This window comes from Chryseobacterium sp. HNCC26DJ240, from assembly GCF_057180485.1.
On record NZ_JBXUGK010000002.1, the window covers coordinates 41,832 to 59,572 of the forward strand.

General features: G+C 37.5%; 12 protein-coding genes. All 12 read right to left on the reverse strand.

Going from position 1 to position 17,741, the window contains the following annotated elements; all coding sequences use genetic code 11:
* Window positions 1–164 precede the first annotated feature (164 nt).
* The 12 genes from AC2A1G_RS03305 to AC2A1G_RS03360 all read right to left on the reverse strand — a co-directional run bounded on the left by AC2A1G_RS03305 (window position 165) and on the right by AC2A1G_RS03360 (window position 17,715).
* On the reverse strand, window positions 165–290 hold the full coding sequence (locus tag AC2A1G_RS03305; protein WP_484045534.1) for a hypothetical protein: 126 nt from the start codon (window positions 288–290) through the stop codon (window positions 165–167).
* Window positions 287–532, reverse strand: coding sequence for an addiction module protein (locus tag AC2A1G_RS03310; protein WP_484045535.1), 246 nt, complete (start codon window positions 530–532; stop codon window positions 287–289). Before AC2A1G_RS03310 ends, AC2A1G_RS03305 begins: the two co-directional genes overlap by 4 nt.
* A 158-nt stretch (window positions 533–690) precedes the next feature.
* Window positions 691–1,125 carry a DUF6759 domain-containing protein gene (locus AC2A1G_RS03315; RefSeq protein WP_484045536.1) on the reverse strand — a complete coding sequence of 145 codons (435 nt, stop codon included), beginning with the start codon at window positions 1,123–1,125 and terminating at the stop codon, window positions 691–693.
* 52 nt (window positions 1,126–1,177) lie between these two features.
* The gene (locus tag AC2A1G_RS03320) at window positions 1,178–2,791 is read right to left on the reverse strand and encodes a T9SS type A sorting domain-containing protein (protein ID WP_484045537.1); all 1,614 of its coding nucleotides are present in this window, start codon (window positions 2,789–2,791) and stop codon (window positions 1,178–1,180) included.
* 4 nt (window positions 2,792–2,795) lie between these two features.
* Window positions 2,796–4,430, reverse strand: a complete 1,635-nt coding sequence (locus AC2A1G_RS03325) for a DUF1800 family protein (protein WP_484045538.1) — start codon at window positions 4,428–4,430, stop codon at window positions 2,796–2,798.
* A gap of 169 nt (window positions 4,431–4,599) precedes the next feature.
* Window positions 4,600–5,301 (reverse strand): DUF6759 domain-containing protein, encoded by a 702-nt coding sequence (locus tag AC2A1G_RS03330; RefSeq protein ID WP_484045539.1) that lies wholly within the window; start codon window positions 5,299–5,301, stop codon window positions 4,600–4,602.
* Window positions 5,302–5,321: 20 nt separating this feature from the next.
* A complete protein-coding gene (trmB, locus tag AC2A1G_RS03335; RefSeq protein WP_484045540.1) occupies window positions 5,322–6,002 on the reverse strand; it encodes a tRNA (guanosine(46)-N7)-methyltransferase TrmB in 681 nt (226 codons plus the stop codon).
* Between the two features lie 81 nt (window positions 6,003–6,083).
* Window positions 6,084–6,863: a DUF6759 domain-containing protein gene (locus AC2A1G_RS03340; protein WP_484045541.1), complete on the reverse strand. Its 780-nt coding sequence runs from the start codon at window positions 6,861–6,863 to the stop codon at window positions 6,084–6,086.
* Window positions 6,864–7,075: 212 nt separating this feature from the next.
* Window positions 7,076–7,867: a hypothetical protein gene (locus AC2A1G_RS03345; protein ID WP_484045542.1), complete on the reverse strand. Its 792-nt coding sequence runs from the start codon at window positions 7,865–7,867 to the stop codon at window positions 7,076–7,078.
* A 118-nt stretch (window positions 7,868–7,985) separates the two neighbouring features.
* Window positions 7,986–11,399: a T9SS type B sorting domain-containing protein gene (locus AC2A1G_RS03350; RefSeq protein WP_484045543.1), complete on the reverse strand. Its 3,414-nt coding sequence runs from the start codon at window positions 11,397–11,399 to the stop codon at window positions 7,986–7,988.
* Window positions 11,400–11,511: 112 nt separating this feature from the next.
* Window positions 11,512–14,349, reverse strand: a complete 2,838-nt coding sequence (locus AC2A1G_RS03355) for a T9SS type B sorting domain-containing protein (RefSeq protein ID WP_484045544.1) — start codon at window positions 14,347–14,349, stop codon at window positions 11,512–11,514.
* Between the two features lie 291 nt (window positions 14,350–14,640).
* Window positions 14,641–17,715 (reverse strand): T9SS type B sorting domain-containing protein, encoded by a 3,075-nt coding sequence (locus AC2A1G_RS03360; protein ID WP_484045545.1) that lies wholly within the window; start codon window positions 17,713–17,715, stop codon window positions 14,641–14,643.
* Between the last annotated feature and the right edge of the window lie 26 nt (window positions 17,716–17,741).

Genomic DNA, 17,741 nt, shown 5'->3' on the forward strand with positions numbered 1-17,741 from the left:
GCCAATTTTCTCTTCGCCACTGTGAGCGTGAAGTATAGCAAGAATTACAATTTGATTTTATTCCAGAATATAGTAAATGTGATAGTCAAATTGCTTTAATAAGACTGTCCTGACATTTTCTGGATGCTTTATCTGAAAGCCTTTGGGCGCGACTTTAATATTCTTTATTTTGCCTCTTCAATCCTGTCAAGAAACTGCGATGCCAGTTTAGGGCTGATGTTGAGATAATATTCTACAGCTTCTGTTATATCATCATAAACGCGGGGTCTGTTTTTAAAAACAAGATTCATAAACCGTATTTCGATCTGATCTCATTAAGTGTAGCTTCAAAATCGGCATTATTGGCTGGATCTTTTTTGTAATCTTCTAATCTTTCATCCAAGATCTTCTTATGCCAGTCCGGAATGTCTATCATATCAGGCTCCAGCTGCTCTAAATCATTATATTTCTCTTTGAGCAATTGCCACTCCTCAATCGGAATATAAATGCCAGTTGTTTTGCCTTTTGCATCTTGTATATACTGTAAGTTCATTTGGGCTTAATTTAAATCAAAATTAATGAAATATATTTAAACTTAAAGCTGCATTGCTAAGGCTCCATCGGAGCAAAATCTGTGTAGAAAAAAGCGTTCGTGCAAAAGGTGCGTTCCGAATGAACGTTATCTTTGATCCGAATCTAATGTGATAAAAATTAATTCGAGATCGTTATAGAATACGACGTGCTCACAAACTTCGTATTCTGATACACCGCCTTGCAAACCATTCCAGATAAATTGTATTTCTGATTTTTCGGAACCATTGTACTTCCTATTTTACCTGCCGGAATTGGGATTTTTTTGAAAAAATTGGGGCCGCTCACTGTTAAAACCATATTGCAGGCCGATTTATTTTCGACACTGATGGATGTGTTTTGGTTTCCATCCGAGCCATTCAATAAGTCTTCCAACACTTTTGCAGTTTCAGGTTTATGGGTTTTCATGAGCTGCTCAAATTCTGTTTCAGTCTGCCTGATAACCACAGGCGCAGATGTTTTTGTAGAATTTGTCCGGACTGTTTTCTGAACAGAATGCCTTTTTTCACATCCTATGATTGAAAGTAAAATTAATACAGCAAAAAGATTCTTCATTGAATTAAATAAAGATTTAAAGCTAAATAATTTAATTCGTTTTACCTTATATTTAATGTGAAATTATAATCTTTTTGGTCAATTCGTCAGAACTGCTTTTTACTCTCAACATGTACGTTCCTTCAGAAATTGACGATACATTAATCTCCAAACGGTTTGAAACTACGTGCTCAGATTTTTGAATGACAATTCTTCCGCTCATATCTAAAATCTGATAGTTTACATCGGTTTGTCTTCTGTTTTCAAACTCAACATAAACATATTGGTTTGCCGGCACGGGATAAACTTTAATTCCATTTTGAGCTTTTATATCCGTAGTTCCGAGCGTTGCACAGACCACATCTGCTTTTTGGGTATCTTTAATAATGTTTACTTTTTGTGCTCCCGTTACATAATAATCGAGTTCTGAAGTTACCATTAAACTTGTACTTGCACCCAACCAATCCTGCAGAAGTGAAGCGAAAATCTGTCGGTAATCATATCTTCTTTGGTTTTGATTGTAATAATAGCTGGTTGCATTGGTAAATACAGGGTGATCACCTAAAATTCCTGCTGCAGCGCCGTTTCCGACAACGAAAAATGGGGCGAGATCACCGTGATCTGTTCCTACACTTCCATTTTCACGAACCTGTCTTCCAAACTCGCTGAAGGTAACGGTCATGATTTTATTGGCAATTCCAAGCTGCTGAATGTCCGCCTGAAATGCCGCAATTGAATTGGAAATATCACCCAAAAGATTGGCATGAGTTCCCAAATGTGTGCTTCCGGTCTGTACCTGACTCACGTGGGTATCAAAGCCACTGATATTCACCTGAAAAATCTTCGTTTTGCTTCCTCCCTGAATCATTCTTGCAACGGTTTTCAGTTGTTTTCCCAAAGAAGAGTTCGGGTAGGTTGTGGTAGAATTTACACCTGTATTGAAAACTGACATCACACGGTTGTAATAAGCATCCATACTTGTTGCAACGCCTCTGATGTAAGTTAGCAGATCCTGATATTCAGAATTGATAAGATTTAAATTCGTAAACATCTGATTCTGAAAACCCGATAGATTGTATTCAATATTTTTCTCTGTCGTATGCTCGTAAAACAGACATGGATTTAGGTTTCCCATCTGAATGGCCAACGGATCCGGACTCAAAGTGGTAGGATTCCCAGCCAGACCCGGATAAAGTGCGCCTAAATATCTTCCAAACATACCATCCAGAAGATCAGCACTTGTAGAACCGTCTTTTCCTGAAAACATCAAATTTTCTGATCTGAAATGCGAATAATTCGGATTCGGATAGCCTACGCCGTTCATCAACAAAAGTTTACCTGAATCATAAAGGTCTTTAAAACCTGTCATAGAAGGATTTAAGCCCACTAATTTTCCTGAGGGAACAGTACTGTCCAAAGGAATATAACTTCCTGTTCCCGTATTATTAATTTTAATATTAGGTCTTAAAGCAGCATAAGTACTGTATTGGCTTACGGGAATTACGGTATTTAATCCATCATTGGCTCCGGCAAGTCTCAGAATGACCAAAACTCTGTCGTTTACAGTATCGCAATTCATCTGCAGATCCATAAACTGATTCATAAACCTTGAAGGCATTCCATTTAGATAAAACGGAGTTCCTATACCTGCCAAAGAAACTAATTTTAGAAAGTCTTTTCTGTTCATGATTTTAAATTATTTGGAATTCCGGAGATTTGATAATAGCTTTTACGAGTCTGTCAATAGGGATTTTTACATTGGTTGCAACGCCGGTATTGACATAATTTGTCCATTCATTAAGCCAGTTGGTTGTGCTTAAATTATTCAGAAAAACCGTTTTAAAATAAACGTAACGGTCGCCGTCCGGAACTTCTACCATCATCATCTGAAGAAACTCGGTAACCAAGATATCTGCATTTCCGGGGTTTGAAAAATAACCACTGTCTTTTACGAAAGCTGCATTATTCAGTTTAAAACTAAAACCGTTATATGTTAGACCATTGATAATATAATCAATTGTATTGTTATATCTGATTCTTAAAGATGAAGTTGTGATCCAGTTTTTATCGTAATGCGGACTGCTGGAGTATCCCGAATATCCATTCACAGACTGTGGCCTGAAAATCGGCATTCCCGCATTATTGGAATAGGTGTAAACCACATTCATTAAACTGTGGATTGCCGAAGGATTTACAGTGTAAAGCGGCAATGATAAATTTAACAGTGAAAACATGTGCAGATAGAGCTCCAAAGGACTTCTTACCAAACTTCCTATTATTTTATCGCCGATGATAGCATCTTCTTCGTCATAAAAATGTTTACTTTTCAGAAGAGTAGTAAGCGTGGGGAGAATATTGTAGTTATCCGCCTTTAAACCTACGGCGAGCGGAACGATAATATCATTTTCGATTTCAGTAGTAATTTCTCTTCCTACAAAATAGCGGTACATTCTTCTGCAATATGCTTTTGCTGTCTCATCCTTATCAAAAATCATATTCACGAAATTCTGCAATTCTGCTCTGATGGTTGCCTCGGTAGTTCCTCCGGTGATAGTCTGGCCTCCAAATGCGGATGAAAAAATTTTGGTTCCTGTATCGTGCTTATTCAATTTTATTTCACCTCTCGTAAGGTTAGTTGCAGGATCCAGCGAAGTTAGCCTTGCCGTTTTATCTAAATGAATAGCTGATGTAACTGAAAAACCTGTAAGTACTTTTGCAGCTTGTTGTACATCGGTTTCTGTATAATTTGTATAGTTTCCAGTTGCTATCTGTGGCCCTTTTAAAATAGTGAAAAGCTCCAGGAATTCACGGGCATAGTTTTGATTTGGGCTTGTATTCTGATTAACATTATTATTCAGGTAAATCAGCATCCTCGGATTTTGAGTCACCCTCACAGCTAAATCTTTCAGGCTTCCGTTCACGTGATATCTCAAAAGTTCTTTATAATCATAATTCGTCCAAAATGATGTATCATCATCAGTTACAAAAAGAAGATGCAGAAAAAAAGCAATTTTATGCTGAGCCGACTGGTCTTTCAACGCGCTGTGCAACCACCAGTACAGATCGTTCCTCACACTGTTTGCCGTTGCCTGAGTATCTGTGATCGTAGGATTTGCAACTGTAGGAACAATAGTTTCTCCAATATTGTTTAACGGAGAAGGTGGACTCGGAGCCGTAAAAGTCAAGAGTGCCGTGATGGCTTCTTGCGGTGTCTTCGTAGAAAATTCAATAATTTTTGCTTTGGTTAAATTATACGTAGTACGTCTCAAAAGATGATACGCATTCGAAAATCCCAAGGCGGTCGTTTTGGGTAAAAGGCTTGGCATGGCTGTATGAAATTTTCATCAAATTTAATATTTTATTAAGATAAATTGACATTAATTTAAATTACAATATCAATTTGATAAAATGAAAAACAAAAAAACCTTTCGCAATAAGCATTACGAAAGGGTAGAGGTAGTAATTTTTTCTAAACCTAAATTAGTCTGGAGAGGTTTATTTTTTCTTTTTTGCCTTGGGAGAAATTTTCTTTTTCTTAGAAACAGTTGTTTTCTGTATTTCTTTCTCTAAAGATTCTTTTTTAACTGTTTCTGGATTGCTCAAAATAATAACCGCTCCTTTACTGAATTCCTTCACGCTTTTGTAAGGTATATCGCAAACGCTTCCGGATAAAGTGTAGGTGTCTTTGTCTAAAACCAAAGAGTTTTCACTTTTGGCAGGAACGGGAAGATTATAAAATTTCTTACCCGAAATTTCCAGTACAAGATTGCAGTCTGAATTATTTTTCAGAAGTAAAATCACCTCATTGCTTGAAATATCCTGATTGAAAATAGCATTCAGAAGTTTCGTTGTTTTCTGTTTGTGTTCTTCCGGAGTTTCGGCTAAAAGCTGTTTGAAAACGGCTTCAGATTCCGGAGAGTTTTTTCTGAAAGCATTTTTTGATGGTAAGTCTAAAAATACGGGTCTGGCAGCCATTGGTTTAGCATCTTTTCTGCCCTTTACCCAATCTGCATTTTTAAGAGCTACAACGCGTTGCTTTAAAACCCGTCTTTTGGGGTCTTCGGGGTGTGCTTTAGAAATGTAATCTTCAATCTCAGCAATGTTTGTACTGTTTAAAATGTTGTCTTTGTGCTCGTTAGAAGCGCAAGACTGAATGATGAGACTAAAGAAAACAAGAGGAAACAATGTTTTCTTCATCGAATTGTGTTTTTTGGAAATTATTCTTTAATTCTAAATTTTATATAAGTAATCGTCTTACCTTTCGCGGAAAATAGTTCCTCGTAATAGGTTTTGATGTCCCGTAAATGAGGGGTATTCGGGTCAAATTCTGTGGCTCCGTAGATATCATGATGAGCAGAAATAATCTCGTGCCCTGCACCTTGCAGATACCCTAAAGTATAGCCATGCAAAAACTCAGAATCTGTTTTCAGATGGATAATTCCACCAGGTTTGAGAAATTTTTTATAACGTTCCAGAAAATCCGGGTGGGTAAGTCTGTGTTTGGTTCTGCGGTATTTTATCTGTGGATCCGGGAAAGTAATCCAGATTTCATCTACTTCGTTTTCGGCAAAATAATGTTCTACCAATTCAATTTGACTTCTCAGAAAACCAACATTATGCATGTTGTTTTCTACCGCCTCCTTGGCTCCGAACCAGAATCTTGCACCTTTAATGTCAATTCCTATAAAATTCTTATCGGTAAAAGTTTTTGCCAGACCTACAGAGTATTCGCCTTTTCCACAACCTAATTCAAGTACAATCGGATTATCATTTTTAAAGAAATCTTTATTCCAGTTTCCTTTCAGCGGAAAACCGTTTAAAGCTTCCTCTCTCGTGGGTTGAACGACGTTTGGAAGTGTTTTGTTTTCTGCAAATCTTGCTAATTTATTTTTACCCATATTTCAATTTTCAAAGGTGCAAAAATACAAAAAAAGAGACAGCAAGCGTCTCTTTTAGTTGATATTAAGATGGTAAAATAATTATTTTGAACTTCCCAATGCCACCATAATTGGCTTTTGAATGGTTTTCTGTGATGCGTATTGTGCTCCACAAACGATGCTGGTAAACAGATAATTTCCTTTTGCGATTACTACAGAGTTGTCGTCATGAGCGGGTACTGCAAGTCTGTATTTTGTGTTGCCGATGCCTTCCATTCTTACGATAATGTTGCAGTCTGATTTATTTTCAATCATCACAATCGCCTCTTTAGAATTCGGGTCGTTATCGAAAAGAGAGTTCAGGATTTTTACTGTTTTATCTTTATGCTCAGCTGAGCTCATTCCCATCAGCATGTTGAATTCATCTGCTTCAGTATCTGCAATTACTGGTGCTTTTGCGTTGGCGGGAGTAGCAGTTACATAAACATTCTGACGGTTACTTTTAGTGTAATTTACCGGAACTTTATTGGTAGCCAAAATTGCACGGTACTTTGCAATTTGCTTGTCTTTAATTTTCTGATTAAACTCTTCAAAACTGATTTTTGTAGAAGGTTTTCTCTTCAGCATTGCCAAATCTTCCTGCATCTCTTTTACCCGTTTGTCATTAGGATCGGCAGCACTGCTGATGTATTCTCTCATCATTTCCATCACTCTGGGTTTGAGGATTACTCTTTTAGGATCATCGGGGTGAGCGTCTCTCAAAAAAGCATTGATTTCGTAAATATTTTTACTCTTCAGAATATTGCTGTAGTCTTTTCCTTTTTTTTGTGCCGATAATCCTGCGAAAGATAAGGTCAAAAGAAAAATTAAAAGGTTTTTCATGTTTTGAATGATTTATTGCTTAAAATTTTGTCAAAAATAAGGATTTTAAAAGTTATAGACTTGTGGTAACAGGGTTAAGTAATATTTAAATTTAACCTTAAGGTTTGTTAATCAATATTTTGTGATCTAAAATTTTATTTTCAGATAATTTTTTTTCGGTTTTTACTGTTTTTGATTTTTAAAAGAGAGAAATGTTAAAATTAAGACTAATTTTAATTCTTGATAATATCCTGTAAATGAGAGTTTTTTAATCTTCTCTGGTATATTGGCAGATACTTTTCAATTGGCATTTTTACAGCATCAAAATTTCCGGTCTGTACATAAACTTCTACGTTTTCTGAAGTATAAACGAAATGTAGAAAATTATCTATTAAATTTTCAGGGATTTTTAGTTTTGTGAAATAGTCTACACCCAGTACATCTTTTATTTGAGTGACCGAAGAACTCATTCTCTCGTAAGCTACGTAACGTTGTTTTTTCTTCCTTTCTCCGGAAAGTACATCAAAAATACTTTCGATACTGAATGTAAGTCCGCCATCACGGAAGCCAGCGATAGGAAGTTGCGGTGATGTTCCGTCTCCTTTAGGCTCGGGAAGTCCGATTACTTTTTTCAGTGCATATTTTTTGTCTTCTTTTCGGATAGAATTTACGTCAAACCGAAGATTTCCGGTTGGTCTGAACCTGCTGATGACAACTTCCTGAATGTCGTAATAGGCAATCATCAATTCTACAAGATTATTTCCCGAAAGCATATTGGGAGTAATTTTTACATCTTTTCTTTCAGTAACAATACTTGTGAATCTGATAACGTCTCCTGCGCTGGCATTTAACTGAAAATTACCATTATAATTGGCCAATACAGTCTGCATGGTCTTGAGATTGGTCACATAAACCTGATTAAGATACATCTGCGAATTGTCTCTTAAAAAAACTTCACCGGAATAGAGTTGCGCATTGATTTGAGCGATAAAACCCAAAAACAAAAGAGTAATAAACTTCTTCATATAATGATGCAAAATTACATAACATTATATTTATTTTTTGCTTTCTAAAGCTTGAAAACGGGTTAAAGTTATATTAAACTTAAAGACAAACTGTTAATTATTGTTATTAAACTGTATTTTACTTGTCCCAAAGACTGTCGTTACGGTTTTTCACCAGCAGCCAACTCGTGTATTTTACGTTGATAATTTTATTTTCTGTCCATGAAATAAAATACCAGTATGTGGCTGTAGAGACATGTCTCCCTTTCACCATTCCGTCCCAGATAAATCTGTTTTGTGGTGTTCCACGGAACTGCTCTGCTCCATATCTGTCGAATATTCTGAAAACAAGATTATCTTTATTCATTAATGCAGAATAATCAATCACGTCGTTCAAAGTATCACCGTTAGGGGTAATTGTGTTGATAAGATTGATCATGACGAACGTCTGTTGCACCACTTCACACTGCTCAGAATCTCTTACATAAACGGTGTGATTTCCAGTTGCAACATCAGTGAAGACGTTTGAAGCCTGCCAGTTGAATCCATCCAATGAGAATTCATAAGGAGGTTTTCCACCACTTACACCAATGGTTACTTTAGTTCCGTTGATGTCAATAGAAGTTATTACGAGCGGCGAAGAATCTGATACAGTTACAAATTGTCTGTATGTACATCCATCAAAAGTAAGATCTACCCAGTAATTTCCTGCAGAAACATTTGAAATGCTTGGTGTAGTTGCTCCTGTGCTCCAGTTGTATGACGTGAAACCTGAACCTGCGTCTAATGTAGTTGTCGCTTTCGGACAAATTACTTTGTCGGTAAGGATATCAGATTTTTTTGGAATTTTTAAAGTAAGCGTAATAGACGCAACATTTGAACAGAATCCACTCTTTTTAAATCTTAAAAAATAGGTTTGCGTTCCTGTAAGATTCACGGTGCTACTGATAGGAGCCACATCATTTTGAGCATCAGCCAACGTTGCGTGATAACTTACAGCAACCAAAGGGTCGGCAGTAAACTGATTTACAAATTGTGATAGATTCAATTGTTTTGTGCCATCCAAATCATCATCACAATAGTTTTGGGCAGCGGATGTTTTTAGTAAAGAAAGTTTAGTTCCCACACTGAAGGATACCCATTGTACCACAGAACCACAACCATCAGGAGATGTCACCCTTACATATATTGTTGTGTTGGTAGTATAGCTCCAGTTGTTTGGTAAAATATTGTTGTTACCGTTCATCGCATCTGCAAGATTTGCATAATAACTAACGTTGGTAAAATATGCAGAATTGGTAAGGATGATCGGAGTGATGTCGGATAAAACAACATTTACTGTTCCGTCTAAATTTTCGTCACAGAGTGCATTGTTGTGATTGGGTAAAATATTGATAGTAGGAAAATGATTAAGCGTAATTTGTGCAATATTGCTGCATCCGGTGTTGTTTTTTACAAGTACATAAACAATTGTTCCCGCAGCTGCAGGATAGCTTGTAGGAACAGTAATTAATCCTGCCGCATTTTCTGTTTGGGCTGCTGTAAAGCTTGTGTAATAAGTTTTTACAATCGGGTTGTTGTTTGTAACGTTAGCTGTTGTAAGATTAAAAGTACCGATTCCGTTTACACTGCAAGCTGTGAGCGTAGTGTTGTTCACCGTCACGGGTGCAATATTTAAAGTTACTGTCACTGTTTCGCAATCAGGGAAATTGGAATCATTTCCGCAGAAAGTGTACGAGAAAGTATCGGTTCCTGAAGCATTAGGATTAGTAACGGTATAATTGATTGCTCCGGTAGTAGTGTTAAGTACAGCCGTTCCAAGCGAAGGATTGGTTACAATTGAAACCGTTGATGGAACAGGTGTTTGAGCTGAACTTGAAAATGCCGGCGTGAATGTTTTTGTAGTACAGATATTATAGCTTTCGCTGGTCAGTTTCGTACAGTTTTGTACAGGAACTGCTACTGAAACTAAAGGAGCACAACTTCCCATCGTCACCGAAACGGTATAATTTCCAGACTGAACTGGGGTGTAAGAAGTTCCGTTAGCTCCAGGAATTATGTTACCGTTTCTATACCATTGATAAGTATCGTAAATTATTGGATCTACTGTAAGCGCAACTCCGGGAATGCATGTTCCAGCTTTTAAAATAACAGGTTGCGTAGGGAATCCTGCAAAGAATCCACCATAACCTACTGCGTCACTTCCGGCATTAATTCCCGCTGTGATTGCTTTGGTAGAAAGAATGGTAAGTGTTCCAGTGACGTTTGGAATTCCATAGGTTACCCAATTTGTAGTTCCGGTCATGGTGAAAGGGCCTGTTCCTGCTGGCGGTGGGGCTCCGTTGATGGTTACAACGGCATCTCTTTCTGTTATTAAATTTAATTTGGTTGGAATATTTAAAATTCCTGAAGGATTGACTCCGGTATGAACAAAATTTTCATTGATAAATCCAAGCTCATTGATCTGTTTCGGAAGATAACAGTTGAGTGCCGGTATAAAATTGAAACCTCCGGTAGCCACTTCATCTGCAGCCGAAGAATTTCCGGCTAGCATTTGATAGACATAAGCGTTTTTGCTTGTTTTTAAATATAAATTATAGTGTCCCGAGCCTTGCAAAATATATTTAGAGCTTGGCACAATATAGTATTGTCCGATGTTCAGTGTCGCAACAGGTGGGATTTCATTATTTACATAAACCAAAGTATTGTTTTCCGTGGCAATTACCAGCGCACCTTCCATATTAGAGGTAATGCTTCCATTTCCTTTTACAAGGGCGAACTCACTTCCCAGACGGTTGACCGGAACAGACTGATCCATCAGAATATCCGAGCTCAGCGGAATGTTTCCTGCATACTGACCGTTGAAGTTTCCGTTGGTGACGTTAACGGGTTTGTTCGATTGTATTTTGGCTCCGATAAAGCCATCCCAGTTTCCTGCAATGCTTCCGTTTCCGTCGAGGATGTAAGACTGACCTTTATTTAAAGTGAAACTTAAAGTTGGGTTGGTAAGTCCGGTTGTTCCATTAGAGAACTGAACGGTACTTTTATACCCCGAAATTGTAACCTGTGTATTGTCTTCTGTAGCCAAAACACTCGTCATAAAGTTGAGAATGCCGTTGCTTACGGTAATAGGAGCTGAAGCCACATGAAACGTGTTTCCGGTAGAGGGAATTCCTTTTGAGGTAATAATTTCTCCGTGATTAAATACAGAAAACCTTAAATTGGCATAAAACGGAAATTCTGCTTTTAAATATAAACCTTTTGTAGAAGTTGTGAATAATTCAGATTGAACTGTTGTGATGATGTAATTCCTTAAAACATCAAATTTTTGAGGATTATTTTTACTGATGATTACTGTACCAATTACTGTATTGTTATTGTAAATGGTAACGGGAAACGGTGTTGTTCTGCTTGTAGAAAGATATAATGTCTGATAAGGATTTGGATTTCCGGTACGGTCTACCATTGGCGCAAACCAGTGTTCACGGTCAAGCTGTGCAAGCGAAACGGAATATATGAAGATTAAAAGAAAAAAGGATAGAATTTTCTTCATCGGTGATACGGTTTCTACAAATTTAATAATTAATTTATATTAAATGTTTAAAATAACATAAAAAACCACAGCCAAAAGACTGTGGTTTTGAATTATTGATGAAAATTAAGTATTATTCTCTGTTTTTGACAAGAACCCATCCTGAGAATTTCACAGGAGTTTGAGTTCTGTTGTTTTCGTTCCATGAGATGCTGAACCAGTAATTTCCGGTAGAGATTCTCTTGCCGACTACAGTTCCGTCCCATTTGTACCCTTTGTCTTTGTTCCCTTCAAAGATTTTCACGCCGTAACGGTCGAAGATAGAGAAGGTAAGATTAGGCTTGTTTGCCAGTGAAGAGTAATCCAAAACATCATTTACACCGTCATTGTTTGGAGTAATTACGTTGATGATATTTGGTATCGTAACATTCACCTGTTGAGGTACACAGTTGAAACTGTCTCTCACATATACAGTTATATCACCTCTTGTTAAATCAGGGAAGATATTAGAATCCTGCCAGTTGATATTATCCGTCGAATATTGATAAGGAGCTGTTCCTCCAACAACGTTTACAGTAATTGTTGTATTAGACACCTCAATATTAGAAATTACCGGCTGTTGTGTAGGGTAAACAGTTACGTTTTGTCTTGTAGTACAGTTCCCAGTTGTCAAATCAACCCAATAATTGCCAACGGTTACATTATTTATTGTTTGCGTAGTATCTCCGTTGCTCCATGTGTATGCATCGAATCCTGCTCCAGCATCCAAAGTAGTTCTGTCTTCAATACAAATTTCTTTATCAACCAAAACTGTAGAATGAACAGGAGGTAGTACAATTAATGTAATTACTGCGACTCTGTAACATCCGTTTGCGTTGCTTACCCTCACATAAACAACTCCATTTGGAGCAATGTAAGTATCGGGAACTGTAATTTCGTTAGTCTGATTCTGAGCATCCGTCAAAGAAGGGTAGTACTTCTTAGTAGTACCTGTCTGAAGAGTTACGTTTGCTGATGTAAGATCAAATAATCCTGTAGAAACATTGCTTGTCAGGAAGCAAGATCTCAAAGTAGCATTAGTAACCGTTGGGCTTTCTGAAATCGTGAAAGTAAGCGTAATTTGCTCACAGTCTACAAATTCTGGATCGTTTCCACAGAATTTATACGTGATTGTATCTGTACCTACATATCCGAAATTTGGAGTATATCCTATTACACCAGTAGTCGGGTTAATGATTGCTGTTCCGTTCGCTGGAGGTGTTATAATTGTAACAGTAGAAGGAACATAGGTTTGTGCAGAATTTGTAAATAGAGGTACAACGTTGTAGTAACCCTCGCAAACTGTTTTTGCATCTGTGGAAACTTTTAGACAAGTGAAAACTTTATACGCCGGAGTAGTAGCAGGTACACATGATCCTACTGTAATTCTTACCGTATAATTTCCTGCAATTGTTGGTGTGTAAGAATACGAATTCGCACCAGGAATCGCAACGTCGTTTCTAAACCACTGATAAGTATCATAACCATCATCCACTTCCAAAACAAGTCCCGGAATACAGTCACCCGTCTGTTTAGCGATTAATGGAATTGATGAGAAACCTGCAAAATATCCTCCATAACCTGAAGTACTGTGACCTCCGTTAATCCCTGCAGTTACAGCTTTGTTAGACTGTATTGCGATGTTTCCGTTGATTGGCTGAATAGCGTACGTTACCCAGTTGCTGTTTCCTGTTAAAGGAAAAGGTCCCTGTGCGGCTGTAGGAGTTAAAGGTGCACCTCCATTTACGGTATAAGTTACGGTAGCTCCTACTTCTGTAAGGATATTCAGTTTTACAATTGTACCACTTGGTACAGTACTTGCGCCATTTGTGCCCGTCGGCATCTCACCTACTTTACCAATCTCATCAATTTTTCTTGGTAAAAAGCAGTTCAATGGTGGAATGTAATTAAAACCACAAGTGGCATTGTCATTATTTACCGATACAAGTTGGTACAAATAAATATTTTTAGTTGCGCTGATGTACATGTTCGGGTGCCCTCCAGGTTGCGTTATATAACTGCTTCCTGAAATTCTGTGCCATTGACCGGCATTTAAAGTCGCTGCAGGAGTAGCAGATCCGTTCAGGTATACTTCAGTATTATTTTCTGTAGCAATCACGATTCCTCCTTCAAGTTCCTGCGCAGTAGTTGATCTTGTCTTTACCATAGCAAATTCATTCCCTAATCTGCTAAGTGGAACAGACTGGTCTAAGATAATATCAGTACCAGAAGAAGTTGTGGCACCAAAATTTCCTGTCACGTTTCCGTTTGTAAGAGTGATAGGCTTGCTGGCAACGATTTTTGCTCCCATAAATGGTGCTGCTGGACCAATAGTTCCTGCAAAAACAAAAGACTGTCCCTTGTTCAAAGTAAAAGTATGTGTATTGGTCGTAGGTGTTGCTCCCAGAAAAGTAATCGGAGTAATTGCACTCCAGGTGGCGGTAACTGTTGTGTTATCTTCTGTGGCTAAAACTCCTGCTGTAAAATTGTCAGCGGGACGGCTTGTAACAGATGGAGTGTTCGCAACAAAAAACTCTGTTCCGATACCTGCTTTACCTTTGCTTGTCAAAACTTCAGCATGCTGTGTGCTGTTGACCATTCTCAAGGTACAATAGAAAGGCTTTGTGCCATTCAGATATAAGCCTTTGTTGATAACAGTAAAGGCTTCTCCAGCAACTGTAGCTGCAATATTTCCTCCAGGTACTATATAGGTCTGAGGATTGTTTTTGCTGATTGTCACTGTTCCCAAAACAGCATTGTTGCTGTTTACCGTTACTACAACGGGCGTTACAGAATCTGTAGAAAGATAAAGTGACTGTGCTGTAACGGATGTGGATGCATAATAAGGTGCAATCCAGTGCTCTGTATCCCGCTGGGCAAATAGATTGGCCGACGAGATCATTAGTAGTAGAATTAGTAGAAATTTTTTCATAAGCAGAATTAGGATTTTCGCAAAAATAATGAATTTTTCGTAATGATAAGGTTTTAATTTTAAATATGTTAAGATTAAAATATAAATTATTTCATATAATTATAAAAAACATCATCGAAGAAATAAAAATTAAACTAAAAATGATATTTCCAAACGAACTCAGCTGTAACTGTTTTTAGTTAATTTAGTTTTAAAATTAATTCATATAATCAGTTTAAGTTCAATATTAAATCTTTAATAATTAAAAATGCCGTGATTCACAATCACGGCATTTAATATTTCTGAGATTTTTTATTCTCTGTTTTTAACTAAAATCCAACCTGTGTATTTGATTGGTGTCTTCTGGGCGTTTGGCTCAGTCCAATTGATGTGATACCAGTACGTTCCCGTTACGATACTTTTGTCAAAGAATTTACCATCCCATTTATAGTTGTTGAATTTATCTCCTGTAAAAATTTTGTTACCGTATCTGTCGTAGATCACGAAGCTAAGGTCACCTTTGTATTTCAGTTCGCTGTAATCAATATAATCATTCACATTATCACCATTTGGAGTGATTGCGTTGATCAGATTCGGAACTGTGATTTCAACTGCTACAGGAGTACAATTGTAGGCATCCTTTACATAGAAAATATGTTGCCCTCTGGAAAGACCTGTGAATACATTAGAATCCTGCCATGTCGTTGTACCATCTACTGCATATTTGTAAGGTGCTTTACCTCCACTTACGATGACAGTTGCTGTAGTATTTGAAATTTCAATTGAAGTAATGATAGGAGTTACCGATTTTTTGATGCTCACAAACTGCTTTACAGAACATCCGTTGTCTTTCAGAATCACCCAATAATCTCCTACAGGTAAGCCTGTGACAGCTTGCGTTGTTGCACCCGTACTCCAAGTATAAGCCTGATAACCAGGACCTGCATCAAGACCAGTTCTGTCATCAATACAAATATACTTGTCTACCAATAGAGGTGATCTTTTTGGAGGTGTAACTTTTAAAGTAATTTTAGCAATAGCATAACATCCTAAATCACTGTAAACTCTCACATATAAAATGCTGTTTGATGAAACGTATTGATCTACTGCTGTCACAATCTCGTTGGTTCCGTTGCTTGCATCTACGAAAGTAGGGTAAAACTTCTTCGTGATAGGTGTCTGATTGCTGACTACAGCACTTGTAAGATCAAATTCACCTTTAGTCTCATTATTTTCTAAGAAACATTCTGTTAAAGTAGCATCAATTACTATTGGAACAGGGTAGAAATCTAAAGTAATTTTGGCTGTACCAATACATCCTTCACTTGTAGTTACACGTACATAAACAAACCCGGCACCTGAGAAATAGTTCGTAGGATTTGTAATTTCATTAGTTCCTGCAATAAGATCTGCTTGAGTAGGGTAGAACTTTTTCACTACCGGGCTGTAATCAGTTACAGGTGCCGTAGTAAGGTCAAAGAATCCGTTTCCGAAGTATTGACACGCTTTAATGGTGACATCTTTTAAAATGAAAGGAACTACAGTTAGGTTTAATGTAATTTTCTCACAATCTACAAATTCAGGCGCGTTACCGCAGAATTGATAAGTGAAAGAATCGGCGCCTAAGTATCCCGCAACTGGAATATAAGTAATGTGTCCTGTAGAAGGATTTACAGTTACGGTTCCGTGAGATGGGTATGTAATGATAGTTACTGTGCTGGCTACCGGCGTTTGTGTAGAACCTGTAAATGCTGGGATAATTACTTTTGTTGCACAGACATTAATTGACTGAGTAGTATTCGCTAAACATGTAAATACTTTATAAATAGGAGTTGTTAAAGCCTGACATGTTCCCATTGTTACGGTAACGGTATAATTTCCTGCTACTGTCGGCGTGTATGTGTTAGAAGTTGCTCCCGGAATCGCTACACCGTTAAGAAACCACTGATACGTGTCATATCCGCTTTCTACTTCAAGAATAATTCCTGGAATACAATCTCCTGTTTTCTTTGAAATTACCGGAACAGAGTTGAATCCTGCAAAGTATCCGCCATAACCGGCTGTACTATATCCGCCATTAATACCTGCGGTTACAGCTTTATTAGAGATAATTGTTAAGTTTCCACTTATTCCCTCCACTGCATATGAAACCCAATTTGTATTTCCTGTAAGAGTGTAAGGTCCCTGTGCTGCTGTGGGTGTTATAGGTGTGCCTCCATTGGTGCTATACGTAACAGTTGCGCCAGCTTCTGTTATAATATTTAATTTTAACGATATAGATGTACTGATATTTGGCATTTCATTAACGAGTCCAATTTCGTCAATTCTTCTTGGGAGGAAGCAGTTGAGAGGTGGTATATAGTTAAATCCGCATGTTGCATTATTATTATCTACAGATACAAGTTGATACAGGTAAACATTTTTCGAAGTCGATACCAGCATATTGTAATGACCATTGGTTCCTTGTGCCTGATATGCATCGCCAGAAATTCTATACCATTGTCCCTGATTAATAGTTGCTACGGCAATTGAGGATCCATTTAGAAAAATTTGGGTATTGTTTTCGGTTGCAATTACAATTCCACCTTCAAGATCTGAAGTAGTGGATCTCGTTCTCACCATTGCAAAGGTGTTTCCTAATCTTTCTACGGGTACAGACTGGTCTAAAATTCCATCTGATGAAGATCCTGTAGCATTGTCTCCAAAATTTCCATTAGCATTTCCATTGGTAAGGGTAATAGGTTTGTCTGATACAATCTTTGCTCCCATAAACGGTGCAGTGGTACCTACCGCACCTGCAAACAGAAAGGATTGACCCTTATTGAGCGTAAATGTGTGTGTGTTTTGTGTTCCGGCTGGCCCACCGATAAAAGTTATTGATCCATTCCATGTTACTGTAACTGAAGTGTTGTTTTCGGTAGCCATAACTCCAGCAGTGAAGTTATTTGATGTGAAATTTGCTGGAGAGGGTGTGTTGGCAACATAGAATTCTTTACCAATACCTGCTTTCCCTTTACTTGTAATGACTTCTCCATGTGCAGATTGTGCCAATCTCAAAGTACAGTAAAAAGGTTTTGAGCCCTTTAGATAGAGTCCTTTATTTATCACTGTAAATGCCTGTGTTGACGTTGTTGCTGTAATTATACTATTATCTACAGTATATGTTGCAGGATTTCCTTTGCTGATTGTTACGGTCTCTATAACAACATTGTTACTGTATATGTCTACAGTAAAAGGCGTCACAGAATCTGTGGAAAGATAAAGCCTGTTAACATATGTACTACTGGAGTTGTAATAGGGTGCTATCCAGTGATCTGTGTCCCTTTGTGCAAATAGACTTGTGAACGTCAGAAACACTAAAGCAAAACTTAGTAGAAATCTTTTCATAGTAGTTGGAATTAGGATTTCTACAA

What these genes read in the sequence shown, in the direction of transcription:
- AC2A1G_RS03320 (WP_484045537.1), bottom strand. Translation starts at nt 2,791, where the DNA reads ATGAACAGAAAAGACTTTCTAAAATTAGTTTCTTTGGCAGGTATAGGA.
- AC2A1G_RS03330 (WP_484045539.1), bottom strand. Translation starts at nt 5,301, where the DNA reads ATGAAGAAAACATTGTTTCCTCTTGTTTTCTTTAGTCTCATCATTCAG.
- AC2A1G_RS03315 (WP_484045536.1), bottom strand. Translation starts at nt 1,125, where the DNA reads ATGAAGAATCTTTTTGCTGTATTAATTTTACTTTCAATCATAGGATGT.
- AC2A1G_RS03340 (WP_484045541.1), bottom strand. Translation starts at nt 6,863, where the DNA reads ATGAAAAACCTTTTAATTTTTCTTTTGACCTTATCTTTCGCAGGATTA.
- AC2A1G_RS03355 (WP_484045544.1), bottom strand. Translation starts at nt 14,349, where the DNA reads ATGAAAAAATTTCTACTAATTCTACTACTAATGATCTCGTCGGCCAAT.
- AC2A1G_RS03360 (WP_484045545.1), bottom strand. Translation starts at nt 17,715, where the DNA reads ATGAAAAGATTTCTACTAAGTTTTGCTTTAGTGTTTCTGACGTTCACA.
- trmB (WP_484045540.1), bottom strand. Translation starts at nt 6,002, where the DNA reads ATGGGTAAAAATAAATTAGCAAGATTTGCAGAAAACAAAACACTTCCA.
- AC2A1G_RS03345 (WP_484045542.1), bottom strand. Translation starts at nt 7,867, where the DNA reads ATGAAGAAGTTTATTACTCTTTTGTTTTTGGGTTTTATCGCTCAAATC.
- AC2A1G_RS03310 (WP_484045535.1), bottom strand. Translation starts at nt 532, where the DNA reads ATGAACTTACAGTATATACAAGATGCAAAAGGCAAAACAACTGGCATT.
- AC2A1G_RS03350 (WP_484045543.1), bottom strand. Translation starts at nt 11,399, where the DNA reads ATGAAGAAAATTCTATCCTTTTTTCTTTTAATCTTCATATATTCCGTT.
- AC2A1G_RS03325 (WP_484045538.1), bottom strand. Translation starts at nt 4,430, where the DNA reads ATGCCAAGCCTTTTACCCAAAACGACCGCCTTGGGATTTTCGAATGCG.
- AC2A1G_RS03305 (WP_484045534.1), bottom strand. Translation starts at nt 290, where the DNA reads ATGAATCTTGTTTTTAAAAACAGACCCCGCGTTTATGATGATATAACA.